Here is a 23,558-nt window from a genome sequence, read left to right on the forward strand (position 1 = left end):
TACGCGTCAAGAGCGCGCGCTCGTCGCCCTCAAACTGATCTTCTACCGACAACGTTCTCCCCCATCAATCAAAATCGTCTTGCCCAAGATCGGCATACAGGCCGCGTTTACGGATATAGCCGAGCACGGACTCGCTCGTAAGATAGCGCACGCTCATGCCGCGGGCAACCCGCTTGCGAATGTTAGTCGAGCTAATCGCCAACGCCGGAATCTGAATATAGCGCACGTCGAATGGCAGCCCCGATTCCTTAATCCGCGCCCGGGCCGTATCGATGTCAAAGCCAGGACGCGTCGCAGCAATAAAGGTTGCCAGTTCGGCAATCTCATCTGCATTGTGCCAGGTTACAATATCGATAATCGCATCGGCACCCGTAATAAAATAAAGCTTCACCTGTGGCGGGTAAAACTCGCGAAGGGCACGCAGCGTATCAGCTGTGTAGGTGACACCGGCACGATCGATCTCGAAGCGGCTTGCCAAAAAGGCCGGGTTCGCGGCGGTCGCGAGGACCGTCATGGCATAACGGTCCTCAGCAGGCGTCACCGGTTTGTCGAGCTTAAAGGCAGGCGAGCCCGCAGGCATAAAGAGCACGGCGTCCAAGTCAAGGGACTCACGCGCCTGCTCAGCGGTTACCAAGTGCCCGTAATGAATCGGGTCAAAGGTGCCGCCCATAATGCCAAGCCGAAACTCGTGTCCATCCTTGATGGGAAGTTCAGGCAATCCGATTCCACCGCGCAGCGACATGGCTTACTCGCCCTCCGGGGTCTCAACAACGTTGACTTCGGTAGTGCCTTCGGAGCCCTCGGTGGCATCAGCCACGTCCGCACCCTCGGCCGCTACGTCAATAACCTCAACGTCTGCATCCTCGAACTCGTCCTCGAACTCCGAGAAGTCCTCGGCGCCCTCAAAGTCAAAGGCGCGCTGGCAAATGCGAACCTCGTCGCCGGCACGGCAACCGGCCTTTTCGAGCGCATCGTCAACACCCATGCGGGAAAACTTATGCTGCAGATAGATGACGGCCTCCTCATTTTCCCAGTCGGTCTGGATAACCAAGCGCTCGATGGCGCGACCGACCACGCGGAAGGCATGAGGCTCTTCTTGGACAATACGGAACCGCTTCTCGCGCTGCAGGCGGCGACGCTCCCACTCCTCGTCGCGCAAATCGACCGGCTCATCAGAGACCGCCAGCTCAGCGCGGAGCTTGGCCACCTGCTCGCCCACGGCAAGCATCAACGTGTTGAGACCGGCACCCGTCACAGCGGACACGGCAAAGAACATATGCCCGTCGTCGAGCGCCGCACGCTTAAGGTCGGCAATCTTGTCGGCCGTGCCCGGCGCATCGCACTTGTTGGCGACGACGATCTGCGGACGCTCCGAAAGCTCAGCGCCATACTGCTCAAGCTCACGGTTAATAATGCGATAGTCCTCAACCGGATCGCGATCCTCAAACCCGCCCGTCATGTCAACGACATGCATGATCAAGGCCGTGCGCTCAATGTGGCGCAGGAACTGATGGCCCAGGCCACGACCCTCGCTCGCGCCCTCGATGAGACCGGGAACGTCGGCAACGACGTAAGAATATTCGCCGGCACGCACCATGCCCAGATTGGGCACAAGCGTGGTAAACGGGTAGTCGGCAATCTTGGGACGGGCAGCGCTCATACGCGCGATGAGCGAGGACTTGCCGACCGAGGGAAAGCCCACAAGCGCGGCATCGGCCATGAGCTTCATCTCGAGCTCGATCCAGTGCTCCTCAGCCGGCTCGCCGAGCTGGGCAAACGCGGGCGCGCGACGCACCGACGTCACAAAGTGAGTGTTGCCCAGACCGCCAGCACCACCGGGCGCCACGACAACGCGCTCGCCGTCGTGCACCAGGTCGGCAATCTCGAACATCGGGGTCTGCGTCTCGGGATCGAGCTCGCGGACTACGGTGCCCATGGGGACTTTCAAAATCAGGTCCTCACCGCTTTTGCCGTTGCGGCGGGCACCCTGGCCATGCGTTCCGCGCTCAGCACGGAAGTGATGCTTAAAGCGGTAATCGATCAGCGAGGACAGCTGAGCGTCGGCCTGAATGACGACGTTGCCGCCACGACCGCCGTCGCCGCCATCGGGGCCGCCCTTGGGAACAAATGCCTCGCGCCTAAACGACATGCATCCGGCTCCGCCGTCGCCGCCGCAAACGTTAATTCGGCTGATATCGGTGAACTGTGACAACAGAATCGCCTCCTACAAAAAAGAGGGAGACCCTTGAATCCTAAAACTCAAGTGCCTCCCACATATGTGCTCTATGAAGGGTGAATTACGCGTTCGCGAGCGGGCGTACGCTGACCCTGTGCTTGATACCCTTGTGGAACTCAACGGTACCGTCGACCAGCGCGAACAGCGTGTCGTCCTTGCCACGGCCAACGTTCTCACCCGGGTGGATGTGCGTGCCGTGCTGACGGACGAGAATCGTGCCCGTGGTTACCGTCTGGCCGGCATAGCGCTTCGTGCCAAGGCGCTGACCGCGGGAGTCACGGCCATTACGGGAGGAACCGAGTCCTTTTTTGTGTGCCATTGTGTATACCTACTCTTTCGTTACGAGTGTAATCTACTCGGCGACGGGAGCCTCGGCAACAGCCTCAGCCTCTGCCTTGACAGCCTTCTTGGCGCGGGAGGTAGCCTGAACCTTCACGATCTTCAGCTTGGTGAGCTGCTGACGGTGACCCTTCAGACGACGATAGCGCTTGCGCTTGTGGAACTTGAAGACCAGCTGCTTCTCGCCCTTGAACTGCTCAACGATCTGAGCGGTAACCTTGGCCTTGGCCAGCTTGTCGGGATCGGTGACGATCTTCTTACCATCGTTGAGGAAGATAACCGGCAGGGTGATCTTATCGCCCTCATTGCCCTCGATCTTCTCGACGGTGATGACATCGTCGGTGGCGACCTTGTACTGCTTGCCGCCCGTGTTAACGATTGCGTACATGTTTACTTGCCCTTCATGCATCAGTTAGTGCAACAGCCGAATATAGTAGCAGGCGATAATACCCCCGTCAACGAGTATGTGGAGCAAATCCACAAGTTCGCACAGGTATGGGGCTGACGAGTCGGCCCTCGTCGTCCTCGCATGCTTGATTCTGACGCTCGACATCGTAGGAGCAGATGGTCACGAGGTCTTGCATACCGGTGGAAACAATAGGTGCATCGACGCCCGGGGTCAAGCCCTGCAACAAAACATCAGCGGCGGAAAGCAAAATTTCCGGACGCATGGAGCCCTCATTATCGGCATGTGTGTCGAGCATGAGCACCAGATGGTCCGGGCGCTCCCCTGCCGTGAGCTCATAGCCCACGAGCGTATGATCCAAGTCCAGGCGTTTGCTCTTTTTGCCGCGTGCGTAGTCGATGCCGTGGCCCGCGCGCAGCATATCGATTGCGCGACGCACCTCGTCGGCGGACGCCGGCGCCTCGGGATTCAGATGCAAGTCGATACGATAGGACAGACGCGTGAGTTGCGCTGTCAGCGCCGGTGTGCGCACGTCGATGTATGCCGCCTCGATGGGGGCAAGATCGGCCGGAGATGCCGCCGCTAGGCGCTCAAACGCCTCGTCGAGTGCGACGAACTCGGTCATAAACAGGTCATACCACTCACAGGTCGACGACGTTCCCACCGGCAGCGCCGACGAAAAGCCCACGCGCATGTGCGGAGAGAAGCCCTGCGTCACGGCATAGGGCAGCCCCGCGCGACGCACGATGCGCTCAATGGTATGAATCACTTCGAGATGGCCCAGGTACTTAAGACGGTCACGCTTGCCATAGCGAACGCGAAGCCTAAAGAGCGTGGGGTTGTCGGTCAGGCGCTCACTCATGCGCGATCACCCACCAATACGTTCTTGGCATGGAGCGTGGGGCAGATTCCGCAGCCGGTGCACGAGGTGCGGGTACAGTCGGGTGTCGTGACGCCCTCCAGCGAGCGGCGGTATTCGCGCTCGAGGAAGCCGCGCGAGCAGCCGGGACTCACGTGCTCCCAGGGCAGGCGCCAGTCCAGTTCGTAGGGCAGGTGCACGAGCTCGTTGAGATCGATGCCGTTTTTGGCCGCCGCCTCTTTCCAGTTATCGAGCGAGAAATGCTCCACCCACGCGTCAAAACGCGAGCCCGCACGCCAGGCGTCGATGATGACCGGCGTCATGTCGCGACCGGCGCGAGACAGTGCGGCCTCGATAAGCGAGGTCTCGGCATCGTGGTAGTGCACGCGGACCGCACGGTTGCGAACGCTCGTGATGAGGAGCTTCTGACGGCGCTTGACGTCGTCGTAATCGAGCTGCGGGCACCATTGGAACGGTGTGGCGGCCTTGGGAATAAACACCGACACCGAGATGGACACCGAGATGGAGCCGCGGCGCGCCTTGGGAACCACGGAGCGGCCGAGCTCGAGCACATGGTCGGCCAGGTTGGCGATGGCCACGATATCCTCGTCGCGCTCGCCGGGAAGGCCCATCATAAAGTAGAGCTTCATGCGGTTCCAACCAGCCTCGAAGGCCGCCTTAGCCGCACGGTCCAAGTCCTCCTCGGTCACATTCTTGTTGATGATGTCGCGCATGCGCTGGCTGCCGGCCTCGGGGGCAAACGTCAGGCCGCCCTTCTTTTCGCCGGCGACCGACTCGGCCATATCCACGCCAAATGAATCCAGGCGCTGCGAGGGAATGGACACGCGAATGCCCGTATCCTCCAGGCGGCGGTTGAGCCTACCGAGCACATCACGGATGCAGGAGTGGTCGGTGGTCGAAAGCGAGGTGAGCGACACCTCGTCGTAGCCGGTCTTCTGCAAGCCCTGGATCACCGAGGACACAATCTGGTCGGCCGAGCGCTCGCGCACCGGACGATAGGTCATGCCGGCCTGGCAAAAACGGCAGCCGCGGGCACAACCGCGCAGAATCTCGATCGACAGGCGGTCGTGAACGAGCTGCGCGTAGGGCACGCACGACTGCGACAGCGGATTGGTAGCGCCAAAGTCCTCAACGACGCGCTTATAGACTACCGGAGGGACGTCCTTGCCTTCACGCGGCACGGTGTAGCCATGCGGAGAGCAGGGCTCGTCATAGCGCACCTCATACAGAGACGGCACATAGGTGCCACCGACCGTCGCGAGCTGCTCGACAATCTGGGCGCGCGAGACACCCTCATCGCGCAGGCGACGATGCAGCTGGCAAACCTCGAGCAGCGACTCCTCGCCCTCGCCGATCAGGATGGCATCGAAGAAGGCCGCATACGGCTCGGGGTTATAGACCGAGGGACCACCGGCAATGATGATGGGGTCGCCCTCGGTGCGGTCAGCCGCGAGCAGCGGAATGCCGGCGAGGTCGAGCGCCTCGAGGAAGTTGGTGACGGCCATCTCGTGCGGCACATGCATGCCGACGATATCGAACGAGGCCACAGGCGCCGCGCCCTCGAGCGACAGCAGCGGAATGTTCGCTTCGCGCATGGCGTCGCCCATGTCGGGCCACGGCACATAGCCGCGCTCGCAGGAAATGCCCTCGGCCTGATTAAGGATGTTGTAGAGAATGGCGATGCCCTGGTTGGGCAGACCGACCTCATACACGTCCGGATAGATCATGCAGCAGCGGTAGTCGGCATCGGCCTTGGAGAGCGTGCCCCACTCATGGTCGATATAGCGACTCGGCTTCTCGACCTTTGCGAGCAGGGGCTCAATCAAATGAAAACAGTCTTGGTACACAGCGCGCAAAAGAAACCCCTAAGCAGCGAGATCAGATGCGTCCTCAAAGGGACCCATGGGACGAGTAGCGCCGGCAACCGTGGTCACCAGGTCGCGGACGCGCGAGAACGTGGCGGCAGCCACCTCGTTGGCACGGCTGTAGTCGATGTCGCGTTCATACAACGACACGAGCGCACGGCCCATGCCATAGGTTCCCGCGGCGGCGGTCAGCGCCTTGACGGCAAACCCAATATGCGGCGTCTGCTTTACCAGGGCGCGGGTGACGGCGCGGAGCACCAAGCCGCCGGCAAGCACGCCCGCGACCTCATAACCGCGCTCGGGCTTAATACCGCGTCCAAAGATGGCCGCGAGCTCAAAGAGCATGCCCACCTGCGCCAGCGCCATAACGGGATAATCGGCCCCCGGCAAAAACACCAGCGCGCCCGTCGCCATATTGGTAAGCGCGCACGAGGTGATGATGCGGTTAGCGGCCGCAATACGCATAAAAACAAAGTTCGCCGCAAAGGCCGTCTCCTTGTCCGTGCGATCGAGAATCCAGCGGGCAAGCGTCTCGAGCAGATACGTCTTATCGGTGGCCGCCACCGCGCCGAGCATGGGCGTGGACTCCTGGATAAAAGGCACCTCGACAGCAGACTCGGCCAGCACGCACACGGGGGCGCCGGCAATCACAAGCTCCTGTACAGCGCTCTCCAGACGGTCGGATCCGCACGAAAGGACCAGCACCACGTCGGTATCGGTCTTGGGGACGATACGGTCCTCACCCAGGCGCTCAACGCGCACAATGCCAGACGTCGTCTGCGGCACGAAAGCATCGCGCACCGTCTCGACCAAAAAACGCGAGGCAGACGAATCGAGGTAGACGGACACGCGAACCGGCGTGTCGGAATCCTTCTTGGTGGTCGCGCCCATCTTAAAGACGCGGGTCAGCTTGTCCACGGGAATCTTCATAGCAAACCCCTCCAGCGGTTACGCGGCGCCCGAACGATGCCGCCATATGGATTGTACGATACCCACCGTCAGCAACTGGATCATCATCGAGGACGAACCGAAGCTAATGAACGGCAGCGGAATACCGGTAATCGGCATCATGCCGATGCACATGCCGATGTTCTCGAAGGTCTGGAATGCCCACATGCCGACGATACCCACGCATGACAAGCGTAGGAACAGAGACTCACACTTAAAGGCGACGCGAATCGTCGAGAACATGAGCAGCACGTACAGGCACAGCAGCAAAAAGGAGCCGCAGAAGCCAAAGGTCTCGGACAAAAAGGCAAAGACGAAGTCGGTGTGGAACTCGGGCAGAAAGCCACCGGCAGACTGCGTCGCATGGCCCAGACCTTTACCGAAAAAGCCACCCGATCCAACCGCGATGAGCGATTGCTGCAAGTTGTAGGCATCGTCCGAATCGGCATTATCGGGGTCGATAAAGACGGTCAGTCGGTTCATCTGGTACTGCTTGATCAAAACGTCATGGCCCAAAAGAGAATCGAGCACAGAATCGAGCGCCAGGATGAGCGCCACCAAACCCACGAGCAGAGCCAAGGTCGACAGCACCCATTCGCGGCGCGCACCGCTCATGCAGATCACAACGGCACCCGACACCAACACGACCAGGCCCGAACCCAGGTCGCCCATGGCGACGACGGCCAAAAACGGAACGGAAAGCATGCCGCAGAGCTTAATGTAGTCGCGGGCGGTATCGATGCGGCCGTTGTACTGCGAACCAAGCGTGGCGATAAAGAAGATCGTGATGAGCTTGGCGAGCTCGACCGGCTGGAAGGTAAGACCGATACCGGGAATCTTGATCCAGCCCGTCATGCCCAGACCGCCCGTATAGGACAGCCCCGGAATCTTGGGCGAGAAAATCACAATGAGGTCGATGACGAGCAGCGCCGTCGAGAAGTTAGAGATGCCGCGCAGATCGGTACGCCAGACGAGCACCGCAAGCACCGCACCGATGCCGATGCCCAACAGGTGACGTGAGAATGAGGCGTCGGCCTTAAACTGCGAGGCCGACCAAATGATGATGGCGCCATAGGCTACGAGCGCCAAGGCTGCCAGCAGCACGCCGATGTGCACCTTCTGGCGAAACGTGCCGCGCGAGGCCGAAAGCTGCTTGTTGACACGGTCCAGGCTGCTGCGGGAACCGGTTTTAGTTGAGCGGAACAGGTCCGCCGGCGAAAAATCCATCGCAACCTCCTATCGAACCGAAGAATCGCCCGTGGCAGAAGATGTGTCGGGCTCGTCATAGATGGCACCAAGGACATCGCGCACGACGTGCAGCGCGGTATCGGAGCCACCACCGCCCTGTTCCAAGACAGTAACAATCACGTACTTGGGCTCATCGGCCGGCGCGTAGGCGCAAAACCACGCGTAATCGTCCTCGCCGCTCTTCTCGCCCGTGCCGGACTTGCCGTAGACCGTGGGGGTCAAGGAGTTAAAGTGCGCGGCGGTCGAAGTCGACGCAGAGTAAATCACGTCATGCATGCCGTTGCGGACCAGCGCAAGATCAGCATCGTTGTTAATTTGAGCCTCAAGGCGCTTCTTTTTGCCCTTGCCGTTGTATTTGTAGGCATCGCCGTCGCCATCACGCGAGACAGCAGACAAGAACACATGCGGCACATACTGTTTGCCGCCGTTGGCAAGGCCCATGTAAGCGCAGGCCATCTGCAACGGTGTCACCAGAATGTCGCCCTGGCCGATAGCGATGTTCGTCATATCGCCGGCATTCCACTTGCGGTCCTCGGCCGAGGCGTCGGTAAAATACGACTCTTTCCACTTGGCGTCGGGAATGCGGCCCGTGCCCTCGCTTGGCAGATCGATGCCGCAGGTCTTGCCCAGGCCCCAACGGCGAAAAACCTCTTGCAGGCCCTCGGGATGCTGGTCGTTGTAGAAAAACGCCTTGCCCATATCGTAGAACACGGGGTCGCACGAGTTAGCAATACCCGATTGCAGCGTCATGGTGCCGTGGCCAGAATGCAGCCAGCAGTACTTACCCCATGACTTGCCCAGGCCCGTCCAATAGCCCGTGCAGTTCGTGGTCTGGCCTGAGGTATAGGTTCCAAACTCAAGACCGGCCAGAGCCGAGAGCGGCTTAATGGTCGAAGCCGACATATACTGGCCGCTAATGGCGCGGTTGAGCAGCGGATGCGAACCCTTGTCGTCGTTGAGCTCGGTCCACACGTCGTTGGAAACGCCGCCGATGAACACCGACGGATCAAACTTGGGCTCGCTCGCCATACCCAGAATCTCACCATTGTTGGGATCGAGGCACACCACGGCGCCGTTACCGGCGTCACTATGACCCGTGGTCTTGGCAAGCTCAATGGCATTCGCCAGAGCCTTCTCGCAGGCCTGTTGAATCTTAAGATCCAGCGTAAGCTTAATGTCAGAACCGGCCTTGGCGGGAACGGCGCCGGCTTGACCGGTCACGTTACCCGAGGCGTCAACTTTCACGGTCTGCTCACCACGAATGCCCTGCAGCAGATTTTCGTAGTAAATCTCTACGCCCGCCTGGCCCACAATATCGCCCGATTGATACGAGATCTGGCCAGCCGCGCTATCGTTGCCGTCCGACGACTTCTTATTCTGCGCCTCGAGCTGCTCGGAGGTAATGGTGCCGGTATAGCCCAAGATATGGCAGGCGGTCTCGCCATACGGGTACTGGCGCTCGGTGCGCTCGGCGATCTTCACGCCGGGAAACTCACCGGCGTGCTCCTGAATGTAGGCGACAGTAGAGCGGCGCACGTCAGTCGCGATCGTATGCAGGCTCTGCGCGCCTTCGGAATTGTCCTGGATGTTGCGCAGCACCGCGATATACGGCATGCCGAGCACGTTAGCAAGATGGCGCACCAGTACCTTATCGTCGGCAAGATCGCGATAGGCGACGACGGCGAGCGAGGGGCGGTTTTGCACCAGTGCGACGCCGTTGCGGTCCAAGATACGGCCACGCACGGCAGGCGTGGTAACGGTACGGGTCTGATTGCTCTTGGCCTGCTTGTCGTAGTAGTCCGACGAGACCATCTGCATGCCCCACAGCTTAACGGCAAGCGCGGCAAACATCGCACCCACGCCCGCGGTGAGGATGGAAAAGCGGCCCTTAAAGGCCGTAGCGGCCGTATTGCCCTCGCCCTCGGTGGCGCGCGGGGCCGTTCCGTGCTGCGTGTCGTAGGTAAAGCGGGAGTCGCCGCGGCGCATGATGACCAGGGCGACCACAATGGCCACGACAAGCACGATACCGGCGACAACAACCGTCAACTGGGAAGACATCTACAGGCCTCCCCTATTTGAGCTTACGGGTCTTGGGCTTAAAGCGCATGCCCGTCTGACGCCCACCGCGCGCGGAGAACCCATAGCCAGACTGCGGCGCGACGCCGGACATCAAAAACGGAACGGCGACCAGGCCGGTCAGAATCGAGGACGGCAGGGCGTGTCCAAAGATCGCCACGACAAAACTCGATTCCAGACCCATAAACAGCAAGATAATGCTGTAGATCACGTTAATGGCAAGCGCAAAGGCGCCCACCGTGATGCCGCGAGCGCTCGGGGTGCCGCCCGTCTGACCGGCGGCACTGTGTGTCAGGGCAAAGCTGCCCACTGTCAGCAACAGCGACATCACGCCCACCGGCACGGCTGCCGACAGGTCGTAGAACAGGCCACTGCAAAAACCGCAGATGACGGCCCGCGTGGGATCGACCGAAAACACACTCAGGCACACCAGGATAATCATAAAGTTGACGCGACCGCCCGCGATGGAGATCTGCGGCGCCAAGCCCGCCTGCAGCAGGACGCAGACAATGGCGGCAATCGCAAAAGTGCGGGAGCCAGTCCCCTGTTCGTGTAGATCCATGGACATGCCTCCCTATTCGCTCGAGCCCGAGTCAGTCGTGTCGGACGCATCGGAGTTTTCATCCGAGCTTTCATCTTTGGACTTGGTGGCCGCATCGCGCGAGGTGCCCTGCGGCGTACTGTTGGCGCTGCTCACATCCTCGTCCGAAGCCGACTGCTCATCGGTCAGCGACGTAATGACCAGCACTTCCTCGTTGTTTTCGGCCGTTGTCTGAGCGCGCACGACGATGGTGTAGTACACATCGTTGGCAGACTTCTCCACCGACGAGACCGTACCGAGCGGCAGGCCCTTGGGGAATACGCCGCCGATGCCCGAGGTCACGATGATATCGCCCACCTTCACGTCGGAGTCGACACTCACGTGCTCCAGGCGCAGGGTACCGTCGGGCTGCCCCTGCAGCATGCCCTGAGCACGCGTATCCTGCACCATGGCGGACACACCCGAGTTCTCATCACTAATCAGGCGGACGGTGGAGGTCTTGGCCGAAACCTCGATAATCTGACCGATGACACCGGCAGAACTCGTCACGGGCATGTTGATGGTAAGACCGTCGGCAGAGCCTTTGTCGATGGTAACGGTCGAGGTCCAGGCATCGCCCGACGCGCCGACAATGCGAGCCGCGGTGGACTTGAGGTTGTAGGTCGACTGAAGACCGACCAGGCTCTCGAGTCGCTCGGCGGTCTTTTGAGCCTCGGAGAGCTCGGCAACCTTTGACGTCAGGACCTCGTTTTGCCTCTTAAGCTCGTCGAGGGTGTCTTGCGAAGCCGTAAGGTTTGAGAACACGTTTCCGATTGCGTTAAAGGGCGCGGCCACAGCCGAGCCCACAAAACGCACCGGCGAGGTAATCGTCGTCACGCCAGAACGCACGGCATGAATCGGTCCCGCCTCACCCTCGCGAATGTAAAACGTAAGCAGCAGCACCGAAATTACGCTGAAAACAATCAACGGGCGCATACCCGTTGATTGTCGCTTGGTATTCAGATTTGAAGAGAAACCCGAAGATCGTGCCAAATGGAATCCACCTTTTGGAAATTAAGCATTGGTCTGGACGAAGCCACCGTCAAACGCGTTGGCCTCGAGCACGCGGGCGCAGCCGTTGACGACGTTGTCGAGCGCCGTAGGGCTGACGTTGACCGAAACGCCGGTCTCGTCGCGCAGACGCACGTCGAGGCCGCGCAGCAGCGCACCGCCGCCGGTCAACAGGATGCCGTAGTACATAAGATCCGAGGCAAGATCGGGCGGCGTGGCGTCGAGGGCGTCCTTGACGGCCTTGGCCATCTCGTCGAGCGGCTTATTGAGCGCGCGACGAATCTCCTCGCTCTCGATGCGCACGGTCTTGGGCAGGCCCGTGATCACGTCGCGGCCGTTGACCTCGACGTCGAGCTCGTCCTTGAGCGGCACGGCAGAACCGACCTTGATCTTGATGTCCTCGGCCGTGCGCTCGCCGATAGCCAGGTTATAGGCATCGCGAACGTGGGTAAGGATGGCCTGATCAAACTCGTCACCGGCAATGCGAATGGACTGCGACACGACGATACCGCCCATGGCGATAACGGCGACCTCGGTGGTACCGCCGCCGATATCGATGACCATGGAGCCGGTCGGCTCCTCGACAGGCAAGTCGGCGCCGATGGCAGCGGCCATGGGCTCCTCGATCAGGTATGCCTGGCGGGCACCGGCTTGGATCGTAGCCTCAAAAACGGCGCGCTTCTCGACCGACGTGACACCGGAGGGGACGCAGACGACAACGCGCGGACGCGGGGTCCACGGATAGCGCTTCTCGGACGCCTTGTCGATAAAATAGCGAAGCATGGCCTCGGTAACGTCGAAGTCGGCGATAACGCCGTCCTTAAGGGGACGCACAGCCACAATGTTACCGGGCGTACGGCCGAGCATGCGCTTTGCCTCGATACCGACAGCCAGGATGCGCTCATCGTTCTTGTCGATGGCGACAACGGAGGGCTCGCGAATGACGATGCCCTTGCCGCGCACGGAGACAAGCGTGTTGGCGGTGCCGAGGTCGATGGCAAGATCGCCCGCATAGCTACCGAAGAACATATCCATCAAAGAAAACAACGCAACTCCTGATGTGTTGGATGATTGCTGGAAAACTACTAGCCCATCATACTAGCGCAAGCCCGGCGCCTCACTTGCGGTGAAGCACCGGGCAGCGCCAAATCTCATAAGGTCACTACTGGTTGTCAGCGGCCGAAAGATCGATATCAAGCGAGGAGACGGCCCAACCGATATGGTTGTCGGAGCGCACGAACTTGACGGTGTACTCCTGCTCGCCGCCCTTGGACAGCGACGCCTTGACCTTGGCGGTGGTCTCGGTCATAGACTGATCCATGCCCTCGATGGAGACGGTGGCGCCCTGCGGGATCGAAGAGATGATCATCGCCTTGGCGTCCTCGGACAGGCTGGAAGCAAGACAGGACTCGGCCTTGGCGGTATCGCCGTCACCGGCGGCCTGGAACAGGTCGGTGACAACAGACTCCTGCGAGGGGAAGCCCAGGCCGCGCGTGTAGGCAAAGCCAAGACCGCCTGCGGCAAGGACAATCAGCAGAAGCAGAACCAAGAAGACCTTGAGGCCCGTGTGGCGATGGCGACGACGGACCTTGGCCTCCTTGCGGTCCTGCTGAACCATCTCGGACTCGGACAGGGTGAAGAAGCCGGTGTCCGAGGGGTCGGGCATAAACTGACCGGTAGCACCCGTGGGGTCGAGCGGGTCGACGGCGGGAGCATCCATCGCGGGAGCCGGCGCCGTGGCCATGGCCGTCTGGGCCGAAAGCGCAGCGAGGGAATCGTGCACGCGGGCAAGCTCGTCGGACTGCTCGGGCGTAAGCTGGTAGATGCCGTCGGCAGTGGCGGCGTTAAAGGCATCGAGCGCGTCAGAGGGACGACCGGCGGCGGAAAGCGCCTCGCCCATACCGGCGTTAAGCGCACGCGTGTCGTCGCGCGGACCGGCAAAGTCGATGGCCGTGCGGTAGGTCTCTACGGCGTCTGCCGGACGGCCGAGCTTAATGAAGCAACGACCGAGCTCGCCGAGTGCGGCGGCAGGAGCCGGGTTGGCGCCGTCGATGGCAGCCTGACGGAAGGCAGTACCGGCATTGGCATAGTCGCCCGACTGGAACAGCGCGTTGCCCAGACCCAGGTAGGCCTTAAACGGCGTGGCATAGGATGCATCCTGCGTTGCGGCAGAGAACGCCTGGGCTGCAGTCACATAGTCACCCACGGCAGCAAGCGCCTTGCCGCGGTTGGTGAGCAGCGCGCCGCGCTTGCCATAGGTACCGTCGTTAAGGGCGGCGGCGTAGGCCTCGGCGGCCTCGGCATACATGCCCAGGTGCATCAAGGCGTTGCCGCGCAGATGGTCGGCCTCGCCCATAATCTCACCGGGGGTCTTTGCCGCACCGAGCATCTGGGCGGCAGCGGAATAATCACCCGCGCGATAAGCGGCGCGGCCCTGTTGGATCAGCTGGCTATTCAAGGAAGTCCCCTTTACTCGTGAACGATCTCGACATGGACGATCTCGTCACCGGCACGCAGCTGCGAGATGACGTCGAGGCCCTCGACCGTGGTGCCAAAGACGGTATAGCCGGAGTCGAGGTTGTGCTGGGCACCCAGGCAGAAGTAGAACTGCGAACCTGCGGAATCGGGATCCATGGAACGTGCCATGGCAAGCGCGCCGTCGACGTGGCTGTTACGCGGGTTGGTAGCGAACTCGCCCTTGATGCAGTAGCCGGGGCCACCGGTACCGGGCATGCCGTCGGGGCCCTCAAGGCCGGCGGCGACATCGGCGCCGGACATATCGCGGGTATTGGGGTCGCCGCCCTGGATCACAAAACCGGGCACATAGCGATGGAACTTAAGGCCGTCGTAAAAACCCATCGTGGAAAGCTCACAGAAGTTCGCCACGTGGATGGGGGCGCCCTCGCCGTCAAACTTGACCTTGATGGTGCCCTTCGACGTCTCGATCACCGCGCACTCATCGCCGGCAAGCTGATACTCGGGCGTGTAGAGCTCTTTCTTAAAACCAAACATGTGGTTCCTTCCTCGTGCGTTTAAAGCATATTTGGTCAAATTGTAGCAATAAGCACGGGCTTCCATCAATTGCGCACGCAGGTTATGCCGCCGGAGGGCAACAAATTACGAACGTTGCTGCGGTCTCCATGCGCTCACGTTGGCGTCGTACTGGTTAAGCGCGCTGTTGCCGCCTTGTGCGATGGGCGCCAGGATCTCGCTCTGACGGGCGCTCAGCGACTCGCCGTCGGGAATGGACAGCGAGATATCCCAGCTCTGGCAGATCACGTCGACACGCTCGTACATCCACTGGGCAAGCTGCTTTAGATGATCGATGTCCTCCGCATAGACGGTGTCGTCCTGAACCTTGAGGTTATTGAGCTCATCCTGGGTCTTTTTAATCTGATCGCGCAGGGCATAAGCGCTCTGCGACAACTCCTGGCGGGTGGAAAGCGGCGTACGCAGATAGCCGTTATTAAACGAATCGATGACCTCGCCGATCTGATCATCGTCGCTGTACGACACGATGGTCTGGTACAGGCCATCGAGCCTGGCGTAGAGCTGGTCGTCGGTTAAGATGGTCTCCTCCTGAACGACCTCGGACGCATCCTCTTGCTTGGACTCTTTCTCGGTGGCCTCGCCCTTTTGGCGCGACGGGAAGGTGGTCTTGGCGGCCCGGCCAAACTGGTCGTAGAAGCCGGGCATGACGCCCATAGGATCGGCAGTCACAAACCAATACGCACCACCGCACACGGCGGCGAGCACCGCGATGACGATAAGCGGTTTGGGGATATGGCGCTTGTGCTTGTGATAGGCATCCTCGTCGGGATGGACCTTGCGCTTGGCCTTTTGCTTTTTGGGCTGGACATCATCGCGCAGGGACACCGGTGTGGGGATATCGACCTTGGGGATGCCAAAGTCCTTATCGAAGGCAGGCAGCACGCAGGTCTCGTTGGGGTCGGCGGCATCCGAGAGCACCGCGGCGGCAGAGGCCGGCGCATGGGGCACCTCGGTATCGATCTGCTCCTGCGTCAAGCGCGGAAAGCCGGCCGTGCGGCCTGCTGCCAGATCGGATGCAGCCGCGTCTTTGGAAAGGATGCCCGGGGCGGGGCGCCCGCACTTGGGACAGGTGCGATCATGCGGGGACAGGCGTGCGCCACAACCATCGCAGAATACGAACTCGGTATGCTCGGGACCGTCGCCCGGACCAACGTATGCGTTGCAATAGGGGCAGAACGAGGCGCCGTCCTCTATGGTCTTAAGGCAATGCGGGCAGATCACGGCTTCCTCTTTTCGGAGCAATTCATACAGTCGAAGTTAGAGCATAGCATCGCCACGCCCCCACAGGGGCAAGGCACCAATTCAACATCGCCAGGGTAGTCTTTTTGGGGGGATGATTTTTCTGGGACGGGGATTAAAAAATCATTGTGTACCTAATGATTTTTTAATCCCGTCCCAGAAAAATCATCCCCGGGGCAACTGGGGCTAGGCCTTCTTTGCAGGCTTTTTCTTTTTGCTCGGCATCGAGACCTTAATGCCCTGGGCGGACTTGGTCACCTGCGAACGTTTGGTGCCCGCAACTTTCTTTTTCTTGGGCTGGGCCTTTTCCACACCCTCGAGCGCGCGAACCTCGGCCTCGCGAGCGGTGCGCCCCTCACGGCGCTGCGCCATATCGGCGGCGACGCGCTTGGCAAAACGCTGGGCCGTCGAGCCCGTCGAGCTCACCTTGCCGCCACCGCGACCCAGACGGACGCGAACGCCACGGCCAAAGCCAGTGGCAGCATGGCGACGGCGCGGCTTAAGCGAATCCATCATCGTGGCGAGCTTAAAGAACACCGTGCAGGTAAAGACGACGATCGCCAGCAAGATAACGGCCTCGCCCGTCGAAAGATTAGCGATGGACAGCAGCTCCGGGAATCCGATAACACCCGCCAAGATGCCGACGACGACAAATACAAAGAGCACCACGCGCAAGGGAGTGAGCGGCTGTGAGATGCGCCAGATCAGGCTCACGCTCGCCGCACACGACGTAAGCAGGCACATGGTCGAAAGCGTGAGCTGGTTAAAGCCAAACACGCGCGCCACAAAGATATCGAGCGCCGCAGCCATAATAACCGCCAGCGACGCCGGCAGCGCACGCTTGAGCACGTTGGTCAAGAATGACCCCTTCACGCGGGCGTTGTTGGGCTCCAAACCCAGCACAAAGCCCGGCGCGCCGATGCAGAAGAAATTGATGAGCGTCATCTGGATCGGCTCGAAGGGATACGGCGGAAACGCGATACACAGTGCCGCCAAGCCCATCGAGAACAGCGTCTTGGTCAGAAACAGCGCCGCAGAGCGCTGCAGGTTGTTGATGGAGCGACGGCCCTCGGCCACCACGGCGGGCATCGAGGCAAAATCGTTGTCGACCAGCACGATTTCGGCCACGTTGCGCGCGGCATCGGAACCGGCGGCCATGGCCACGGAACAGTCGGCTTCCTTGAGCGCCAGCACGTCGTTGACGCCGTCGCCCGTCATGGCAACGGTATGGTCGCGACGCTTGAGCGCCTGCACGAGTTCGCGCTTCTGTTGCGGGGTCACGCGACCAAAGACGTGATAGCGGTCAACCGCCGCATCAATCTTGGACGGCGTATCGAGCGTCGTGGCGTCGACGTAGGCATCGGCCCCCGGAACGCCCACCACGCGCGCAATCGACGACACCGTGCGTGGGTCGTCGCCGCTGATCACGTTGAGGGTCACGCCCTGCTCGTTAAAGTAGCCGATGGTCTCGGCGGCCGAGGAGCGGATCTCATCGCGAATGGTCACAAAGCCCACAGGCTCTGCCTCGCCCAACATATCGCCGTCGGGCGTAAAGCCATCCACACGGGCCACCACAAGCACGCGGCAGGTATCGGCGAGCTCGGCCACACGGTTCTCGACCTGCGCAAAGGCGCGCTCCGAAAGCACAAATTGCGCCGCGCCCATCACATAGGAGCCCTGCGAAAACGACGCACCGCTCCACTTTTTGGACGACGAGAACGGAATGACAGACAGCGGCTCGGAAACCTCGACCGGGCGGTCAGCGTAATAGTTGAGCAGCGCCTGACAGGTCTCGTTGGCGTCTGCCGAGGTGGCACGCGCCACGTTGGCGAGCGCAAAATCCAGGACCGTGGTCTCGACAGGGACAGCTGCCTCGTCCGAGTCCGCGCCAAAGCCAACGCCCTCAACAGGCAGCGGGTAGGTACCCTCGACCTCCATACGGCCCGAGGTAATGGTGCCCGTCTTGTCCAGGCACAGCACGTCGACGCGCGCGAGCGTCTCGATACAGTAGAGCTGCTGCGCGAGTACCTTGCGGCGCGCCAGACGCACCGTGGCGATGGCAAGCACCGACGAAGTCAGCAGCACCAGGCCCTGCGGAATCATGCCCAAAAGAGCGCCCACCGTAGACAGCAGCGCCGACGAAGGCACGCGACCGGCAAGCAGCTCGGAAAAACACCACGAAAGCGCGCTATCGCCCGGCGTACCGGCGGCATCCCACAGCTCGCTCACACTCGAGGCAAAGAGCGCCAGGCCGAGCGGAATCATAATGAGGCTCGCAAAGCGCACGATGGCGTTGAGCGCATTCATGATCTCGGAATTGACCTTTTTGACGTACTTGGCCTCGTTGTTGATCTTGGCCACGTAGTTGTCGGCGCCAACATGGATCACGCGGGCGCGCAGCAGGCCCGAGTCGATAAAGCTGCCGCTCATGAGCTCGGAGCCGGGCTGCTTTTTGATGAGATCGCTCTCGCCCGTCAGCAGGCTCTCGTTCACGAGTGCCTCACCCGACACCACCACGGCGTCGGCGGGAATCTGGTCGCCGCGCCCCAGGCGAATGATATCGTCGAGCACGATCTGGTCCAGGTCGAGCTCTACCTCGGCGCCGTCGCGCACCGCGATGGCCTTCTTAGAGGTGAGCAGCGTAAGCTTATCGACCATCCGCTTGGAGCGCATGGACTGGATGACGCCAATTGCCGTGTTCAAGAACACCACGAACAGGAACGTCAGGTTCTTAAACGAACCGGTCAGCAACACCAAAATCGCCAAAACCACGTTGATCAAGTTAAACAGCGTGCAGAGGTTCTCGATGATGAGCTCGCGGACCGACTTGGTCTTGAGTTCCATGTTGCGGTTGATCTTACCGGCGGCGATGCGCTCCTCGACCTCGGCGGTCGAGAGTCCGAGCTCGATATCCGTTGCTGCCATACCTTGTCCCATCACGTCGCGTCGGTATAAGAAAACCGCCCGGACCATGCGAGGTTCGGACGGTCTTACGTTCGAGGGTGCCCCATGTTGGATTCGAACCAACGGCCTTCTGCTCCGGAGGCAGACGCTCTAATCCCCTGAGCTAATAGGGCGAACGGTTGGCATTATACCCAAGTGCGCCACGGGCTAACAAAAGAATAGAAAAAGCTTTGCAATTACGTGGGAGACACGGCGCAGAGGCTCACCTTAGAACGCAAAAGTGAAACAATTAGTATAAACTCTCATGCACATATATAACGGCTCGCGATGCGGGCCGTTTTTGCAAGAGCTATCCATCGAGGTGAGAGGCACACCATGATTGCGATTTTAAAGCAGAGCGCCAGCGACGAGGCCGTCGGCCATATCGTCAGCTGGATTGAGAAGAAGGGTCTCAAGACCGACGTCTCGCGCGGCGAGAACGAGACCATCATCGGCCTGGTGGGCGATACGACCAAGATCGACCCGTTCTTGCTCGAGTCCATGGATGTCGTCGAGCGCGTGCAGCGCGTCTCCGAGCCCTTTAAGCGTGCCAACCGCAAGTTCCACCCTGAGGACTCCGTCATCGACTGCGGCCACGGCGTCAAGATCGGCGGCGACCAGTTCCAGGTCATCGCCGGACCCTGCTCCGTCGAGGGCGAAAACCTCATTCGCATCGCACGCCGCGTAAAGGCCGCCGGCGCCACGATGCTGCGCGGTGGCGCCTACAAGCCCCGCACCTCCCCTTACGCCTACCAGGGCATGGGTCCCGCCGGCCTGGACCTGCTATGCGAGGCATCCGCCGAGCTCGACATGCCGATCGTCACCGAGATCATGGACCCGCGCGACGTGCAGGTCTTCTTGGATAAGAAGATCGACGTCATGCAGATCGGCGCCCGCAACGCGCAGAACTTCCCCCTGCTCAAGGAGGTCGGCAAGACCAAGACCCCGGTCCTGCTCAAGCGCGGCATGTCCGGCACCGTCGACGAGTTGCTCATGGCTGCCGAGTACATCATGAGCGAGGGCAACGACAACGTCATCCTGTGCGAGCGCGGCATTCGCACCTTCGAGACCCGCACCCGCAACACCTTCGACCTCAACGCCGTGCCGGTGCTGCACCACCTATCGCACCTGCCCGTCGTCGCCGACCCCAGCCACGCCACCGGCTACACCCGCTATGTCGAGCCCATGGCGCTCGCCGCGACTGCCTGCGGCGCCAACGGTCTGGAGATCGAGGTCCACGACGACCCGAGCCACGCTTGGTCCGACGGTGCTCAAGCCCTCACCCCCGACCAGTTCGACGACACCATGCGCCGCATCCGCGCCATCCGCGAGGTCGTCTGTCAAGAGACCGTTCAGGAGTAGCCCATGGGTACGGTGAGAAACGCACGCGTCAACCAGGGAGGCCCCAAGTGCGCCGGCATCGTGGGCCTGGGCCTCATCGGCGGCAGCTTTGCCCGCGGCTATGCGCAGGCGGGCGTTCGCGTGCTTGCCTGGGACCCCGACGATGACGTGATGACGGCCGCCAGCATGGGTACCGTCGCCGGCGAGCTCAACGACGAGACGCTCGGCGAGTGCGACATCATCGTCCTTGCCTGCTATCCCGAGGCATGCATCGAGTGGCTCGAGACGCACGCCCAGGCGCTCGCCGACGCCACCGACACCGATGCCATCATGGGTCCCGTGGTGATCGACACCGTGGGCGTCAAGGGCATTGTGTGTGAGCGGGCCTTTGAACTCGCACGAGAGCACGGCTTTTACTTTGTGGGCGCACACCCCATGGCGGGCACCCAGTTCTCGGGCTACGCGCACTCCCGCGCCGACCTGTTCCAGGGCGCGCCGCTCGTGCTCGTTCCGCCCGCGGTAGACGATGCCCTTAAGCTGGAGCTCTTGGGCCAGGTGCGCGAGATGGTGCGTCCCTTGGGGTTTGGCAAGTTCAGCGTGACCACCGCCGCCGAACACGACCGCGTGATCGCCTTTACGAGCCAGCTCGCACACGTGGTGTCCAACGCCTACGTAAAGAGCCCCACCGCCCAGGTCCACCACGGCTTTTCAGCCGGTAGCTACCGCGACCTCACGCGCGTGGCACACCTCAACCCGCAGATGTGGTCCGAGCTCATGATTGACGACGCCGACGCTCTCGCCTTCGAGATCGACCATCTGATCGATTCGCTCGGCGCCTACAGCCGTGCGCTCAAGAACCGCGACCAGCGTTATCTTGAGAATCTCCTTGCCGAGGGCGATCGCATCAAGCGCGCACTCGACGACGAGAGCGCCCACTAGACCACCTATCACGCCAGGTCGAAAGGACCATAGCTTATGGCGATTACCATCGATATCGACACCGCACGCCCCTACCAGGTACACGTGGGCACGTTTTTGCTGGAGCAGGCAGGGCCACTCGTTCGCGCCACCGCCGGAGGCACCCGCGCCGTCATCGTGACGGACACCAACGTGGGCCCGCTCTACCAGATGCCCGTTAAGCAGAGCCTGGAGGCGTCAGGCTATGAGGTAAGCATTTGCACCTTCGAGGCCGGCGAGGTACACAAGCGCGCCGAGACCTACGTTGCCATTCTTGAGTTTGTAGCCGAGCACGAGCTTTCGCGCTCCGACGTGATCGTGGCGCTCGGCGGCGGCGTCGTGGGCGACGTGGCCGGCTTTGTGGCCGCCACCTACATGCGCGGCTGCAAGTTTGTGCAGATCCCCACGAGTCTGCTCGCTATGGTGGACTCGTCGGTGGGCGGCAAGACGGCCATCGACCTGGCTGCCGGCAAAAATCTCGCCGGAGCCTTTTGGCAGCCGAGCGTGGTTATCGCCGACGTGGGATGCCTTGCCACCCTCACGCCCGAGCAGTTCGCCGACGGCTGCGGCGAAGTCGTCAAGCACGCCGTGATTGCCGATCCGGAGCTTTTCGCCGAACTGGAGAAAACCCCACTCACGCTGGAGCTGCTCAACCAGGACGTGGCCCGCGTGGCGCTCATAATCGCCCGCAATATCGACATTAAGCGCGCCGTGGTCGTTGCCGACGAACGCGAGACCAACCAGCGCAAGCTCCTCAACTTTGGACACAGCGCCGGACACGCCGTCGAGGCCTGCGAGCACTTTGAGCTGGGACACGGCAACTGCGTGTCGATCGGCATGGGCATCATCACGCGTGCCGCGGCCCTGCACGGCATTTGTAACGCCGAACTTCCCGGCCGCATCGAAGAGCTCTGCGCCCGTCATGGCCTCAAGACTCGCTGTGAGCTTTCGGCCGACGCCATCTTTGCCGAGGCGCTGCACGACAAAAAACGCGCCGGCGACACCATCGATCTGGTGATTCCGCACGGCATTGGCCGCTGCAGCATCGACCGCACGCCGCTTTCAACCCTCCATGATTTAATTGCCGAGGGCCTCGGCCAGAAGGGAGACGCATCAGCATGTTAGCCCGCATCACCCCCTCCCCGCTCAAGGGCACCGTTCCCGCCATCGCGTCCAAGTCGATGGCGCACCGCCTCATCATCTGCGCCGCACTTGCCAACGGCGAGACGCACGTGACCTGCAACACGACCTGTGCCGATATCGAGGCCACGGTGCGCTGCCTCACGGCGCTGGGCGCCCGCATCGAGACCGTCGAGGATGGCTTCCAGGTCCATCCCACTATGAAGAGTATTGAGTTTGGCCTGCTCAAGGCACTTGCCGGCGGCACGCTCGACTGCGGCGAGAGCGGCTCCACGCTCCGCTTTATGCTGCCCGTCGCCTGCGCGCTGGGGGCAGAGGCAACCTTTGTGGGCCAGGGCCGTCTGGGCGCACGCCCCCTCTCCCCGCTCTCCGACGAGATCATTGCCGCCGGCTGCGACCTGCAGGGTCTGGGCGGCTTTCCGCTCAAGACAAGCGGCCGCATGCGCCCGGGCACCTTTATCCTGCCGGGCAACGTGAGCTCGCAGTACATCTCCGGCCTGCTGCTGGCAGCCCCACTTCTGGCCCAGTCCTCCTGCGTGCAGGTGACCGGCCTTATCGAGAGCCGCCCCTACATCAATCTGACCATCCAGGCCATGAAGGCCTTCGGCGTCGAGGTCAACGTCGAGCGCATCCCCGCCAAGGACGGCCAGCCCGAGATCACGAACTTCCGTGTGAGCAGCGGCTCGTACCGCACGCCCGGCAGCGTGGCCGTCGAAGGCGATTGGTCCAATGCGGCCTTTTGGCTGTGCGCCGGCGCTATCGGCTCCGACCCCATCACCGTGGAAGGCGTGTCGCTGAGCTCTGCACAGGGCGACCGCAACGTGCTTGCCGCGCTTTCGCGCTTTGGCGCTCGCATCGTGCGCTCCACCAACGCCGCCACCGTCCAGTCCGACAAGCTCGCCGGCTTTGAAATGAGCGCGCACGACATTCCGGACCTGGTGCCCGTTATCTCTGCCGTGGCATCGTTGGCGCAAGGCCGCACGTTCATCCGCGATTGCGCCCGCCTGCGCATCAAGGAATCCGACCGTCTGGCCACTACCACCCGCGAGCTCACCGCACTGGGCGCGCAGATACGCATTGCCGGCGACGACCTCATCATCAAGGGCGTCGATGCCTTTACCGGCGCCGAGGTCGATTCGCACAACGACCACCGCATCGCCATGATGGCCGCCATCGCCGCGAGCCGTGCCACCGGCGAGGTCGTGATCCACGGCGCCGAGGCCGTCAACAAGTCCTATCCCGATTTCTTCGACCACTACCGCCTGCTGGGCGGCAAGGTCACGCTCGAGGAGGAATAG

General features: G+C 61.6%; 20 protein-coding genes and 1 tRNA gene. 4 read left to right on the top strand and 17 right to left on the bottom strand.

What is annotated here, in order from left to right:
- Positions 1–64 precede the first annotated feature (64 nt).
- The 17 genes from nadD to OGM60_06040 all read right to left on the bottom strand — a co-directional run bounded on the left by nadD (position 65) and on the right by OGM60_06040 (position 18,956).
- Positions 65–742 (bottom strand): nicotinate-nucleotide adenylyltransferase, encoded by a 678-nt coding sequence (gene nadD / locus OGM60_05960; protein UYI98444.1) that lies wholly within the window; start codon positions 740–742, stop codon positions 65–67.
- Positions 743–745: 3 nt separating this feature from the next.
- Positions 746–2,212, bottom strand: a complete 1,467-nt coding sequence (gene obgE, locus OGM60_05965) for a GTPase ObgE (protein ID UYI98445.1) — start codon at positions 2,210–2,212, stop codon at positions 746–748.
- A gap of 85 nt (positions 2,213–2,297) precedes the next feature.
- Positions 2,298–2,555, bottom strand: a complete 258-nt coding sequence (gene rpmA / locus OGM60_05970; GenBank protein ID UYI98446.1) for a 50S ribosomal protein L27 — start codon at positions 2,553–2,555, stop codon at positions 2,298–2,300.
- 33 nt (positions 2,556–2,588) lie between these two features.
- Entirely contained in the window at positions 2,589–2,963 is a 375-nt protein-coding gene (gene rplU / locus OGM60_05975; protein ID UYI98447.1) for a 50S ribosomal protein L21, read from the bottom strand.
- Positions 2,964–3,030: 67 nt separating this feature from the next.
- On the bottom strand, positions 3,031–3,843 hold the full coding sequence (locus OGM60_05980) for a TIGR03936 family radical SAM-associated protein (protein UYI98448.1): 813 nt from the start codon (positions 3,841–3,843) through the stop codon (positions 3,031–3,033).
- Complete coding sequence (locus OGM60_05985; protein ID UYI98449.1) at positions 3,840–5,717, bottom strand: TIGR03960 family B12-binding radical SAM protein; 1,878 nt, start codon at positions 5,715–5,717, stop codon at positions 3,840–3,842. Before OGM60_05985 ends, OGM60_05980 begins: the two co-directional genes overlap by 4 nt.
- A 9-nt stretch (positions 5,718–5,726) precedes the next feature.
- Positions 5,727–6,656, bottom strand: coding sequence for a hypothetical protein (locus OGM60_05990; protein ID UYI98450.1), 930 nt, complete (start codon positions 6,654–6,656; stop codon positions 5,727–5,729).
- 18 nt (positions 6,657–6,674) lie between these two features.
- Complete coding sequence (locus OGM60_05995; GenBank protein ID UYI98451.1) at positions 6,675–7,901, bottom strand: FtsW/RodA/SpoVE family cell cycle protein; 1,227 nt, start codon at positions 7,899–7,901, stop codon at positions 6,675–6,677.
- A 9-nt stretch (positions 7,902–7,910) separates the two neighbouring features.
- Positions 7,911–9,980 carry a penicillin-binding protein 2 gene (mrdA, locus tag OGM60_06000; GenBank protein ID UYI98452.1) on the bottom strand — a complete coding sequence of 690 codons (2,070 nt, stop codon included), beginning with the start codon at positions 9,978–9,980 and terminating at the stop codon, positions 7,911–7,913.
- Between the two features lie 13 nt (positions 9,981–9,993).
- The gene (locus OGM60_06005) at positions 9,994–10,560 is read right to left on the bottom strand and encodes a hypothetical protein (protein ID UYI98453.1); all 567 of its coding nucleotides are present in this window, start codon (positions 10,558–10,560) and stop codon (positions 9,994–9,996) included.
- Between the two features lie 12 nt (positions 10,561–10,572).
- Positions 10,573–11,514 (bottom strand): rod shape-determining protein MreC, encoded by a 942-nt coding sequence (gene mreC, locus OGM60_06010; protein UYJ00166.1) that lies wholly within the window; start codon positions 11,512–11,514, stop codon positions 10,573–10,575.
- A 78-nt stretch (positions 11,515–11,592) separates the two neighbouring features.
- Positions 11,593–12,624, bottom strand: coding sequence for a rod shape-determining protein (locus OGM60_06015; GenBank protein UYJ00167.1), 1,032 nt, complete (start codon positions 12,622–12,624; stop codon positions 11,593–11,595).
- A 127-nt stretch (positions 12,625–12,751) separates the two neighbouring features.
- Entirely contained in the window at positions 12,752–14,047 is a 1,296-nt protein-coding gene (locus OGM60_06020) for a tetratricopeptide repeat protein (protein UYI98454.1), read from the bottom strand.
- A gap of 11 nt (positions 14,048–14,058) precedes the next feature.
- Entirely contained in the window at positions 14,059–14,601 is a 543-nt protein-coding gene (locus OGM60_06025) for a peptidylprolyl isomerase (GenBank protein UYI98455.1), read from the bottom strand.
- 105 nt (positions 14,602–14,706) lie between these two features.
- Complete coding sequence (locus OGM60_06030) at positions 14,707–15,861, bottom strand: zinc ribbon domain-containing protein (GenBank protein UYI98456.1); 1,155 nt, start codon at positions 15,859–15,861, stop codon at positions 14,707–14,709.
- A 204-nt stretch (positions 15,862–16,065) separates the two neighbouring features.
- Complete coding sequence (locus OGM60_06035) at positions 16,066–18,804, bottom strand: HAD-IC family P-type ATPase (GenBank protein ID UYI98457.1); 2,739 nt, start codon at positions 18,802–18,804, stop codon at positions 16,066–16,068.
- Positions 18,805–18,882: 78 nt separating this feature from the next.
- Positions 18,883–18,956, bottom strand: a tRNA-Arg gene (locus OGM60_06040).
- Between the two features lie 202 nt (positions 18,957–19,158).
- On the opposite strand from OGM60_06040, the gene aroF reads away from it, so the two are divergent.
- From aroF to aroA, 4 genes are read left to right on the top strand one after another with little or no spacing between them, the layout of a single operon-like run.
- The gene (gene aroF, locus OGM60_06045) at positions 19,159–20,184 is read left to right on the top strand and encodes a 3-deoxy-7-phosphoheptulonate synthase (protein ID UYI98458.1); all 1,026 of its coding nucleotides are present in this window, start codon (positions 19,159–19,161) and stop codon (positions 20,182–20,184) included.
- 3 nt (positions 20,185–20,187) lie between these two features.
- The gene (locus tag OGM60_06050) at positions 20,188–21,102 is read left to right on the top strand and encodes a prephenate dehydrogenase/arogenate dehydrogenase family protein (GenBank protein ID UYI98459.1); all 915 of its coding nucleotides are present in this window, start codon (positions 20,188–20,190) and stop codon (positions 21,100–21,102) included.
- Positions 21,103–21,138: 36 nt separating this feature from the next.
- The gene (gene aroB / locus OGM60_06055) at positions 21,139–22,245 is read left to right on the top strand and encodes a 3-dehydroquinate synthase (GenBank protein UYI98460.1); all 1,107 of its coding nucleotides are present in this window, start codon (positions 21,139–21,141) and stop codon (positions 22,243–22,245) included.
- Positions 22,239–23,558 carry a 3-phosphoshikimate 1-carboxyvinyltransferase gene (aroA, locus tag OGM60_06060; GenBank protein UYI98461.1) on the top strand — a complete coding sequence of 440 codons (1,320 nt, stop codon included), beginning with the start codon at positions 22,239–22,241 and terminating at the stop codon, positions 23,556–23,558. The genes aroB and aroA overlap by 7 nt, the downstream gene beginning before the upstream one ends.

The sequence above is a fragment of the Coriobacteriaceae bacterium genome (genome assembly GCA_025757745.1).
Lineage (GTDB): Bacteria > Actinomycetota > Coriobacteriia > Coriobacteriales > Coriobacteriaceae > Collinsella.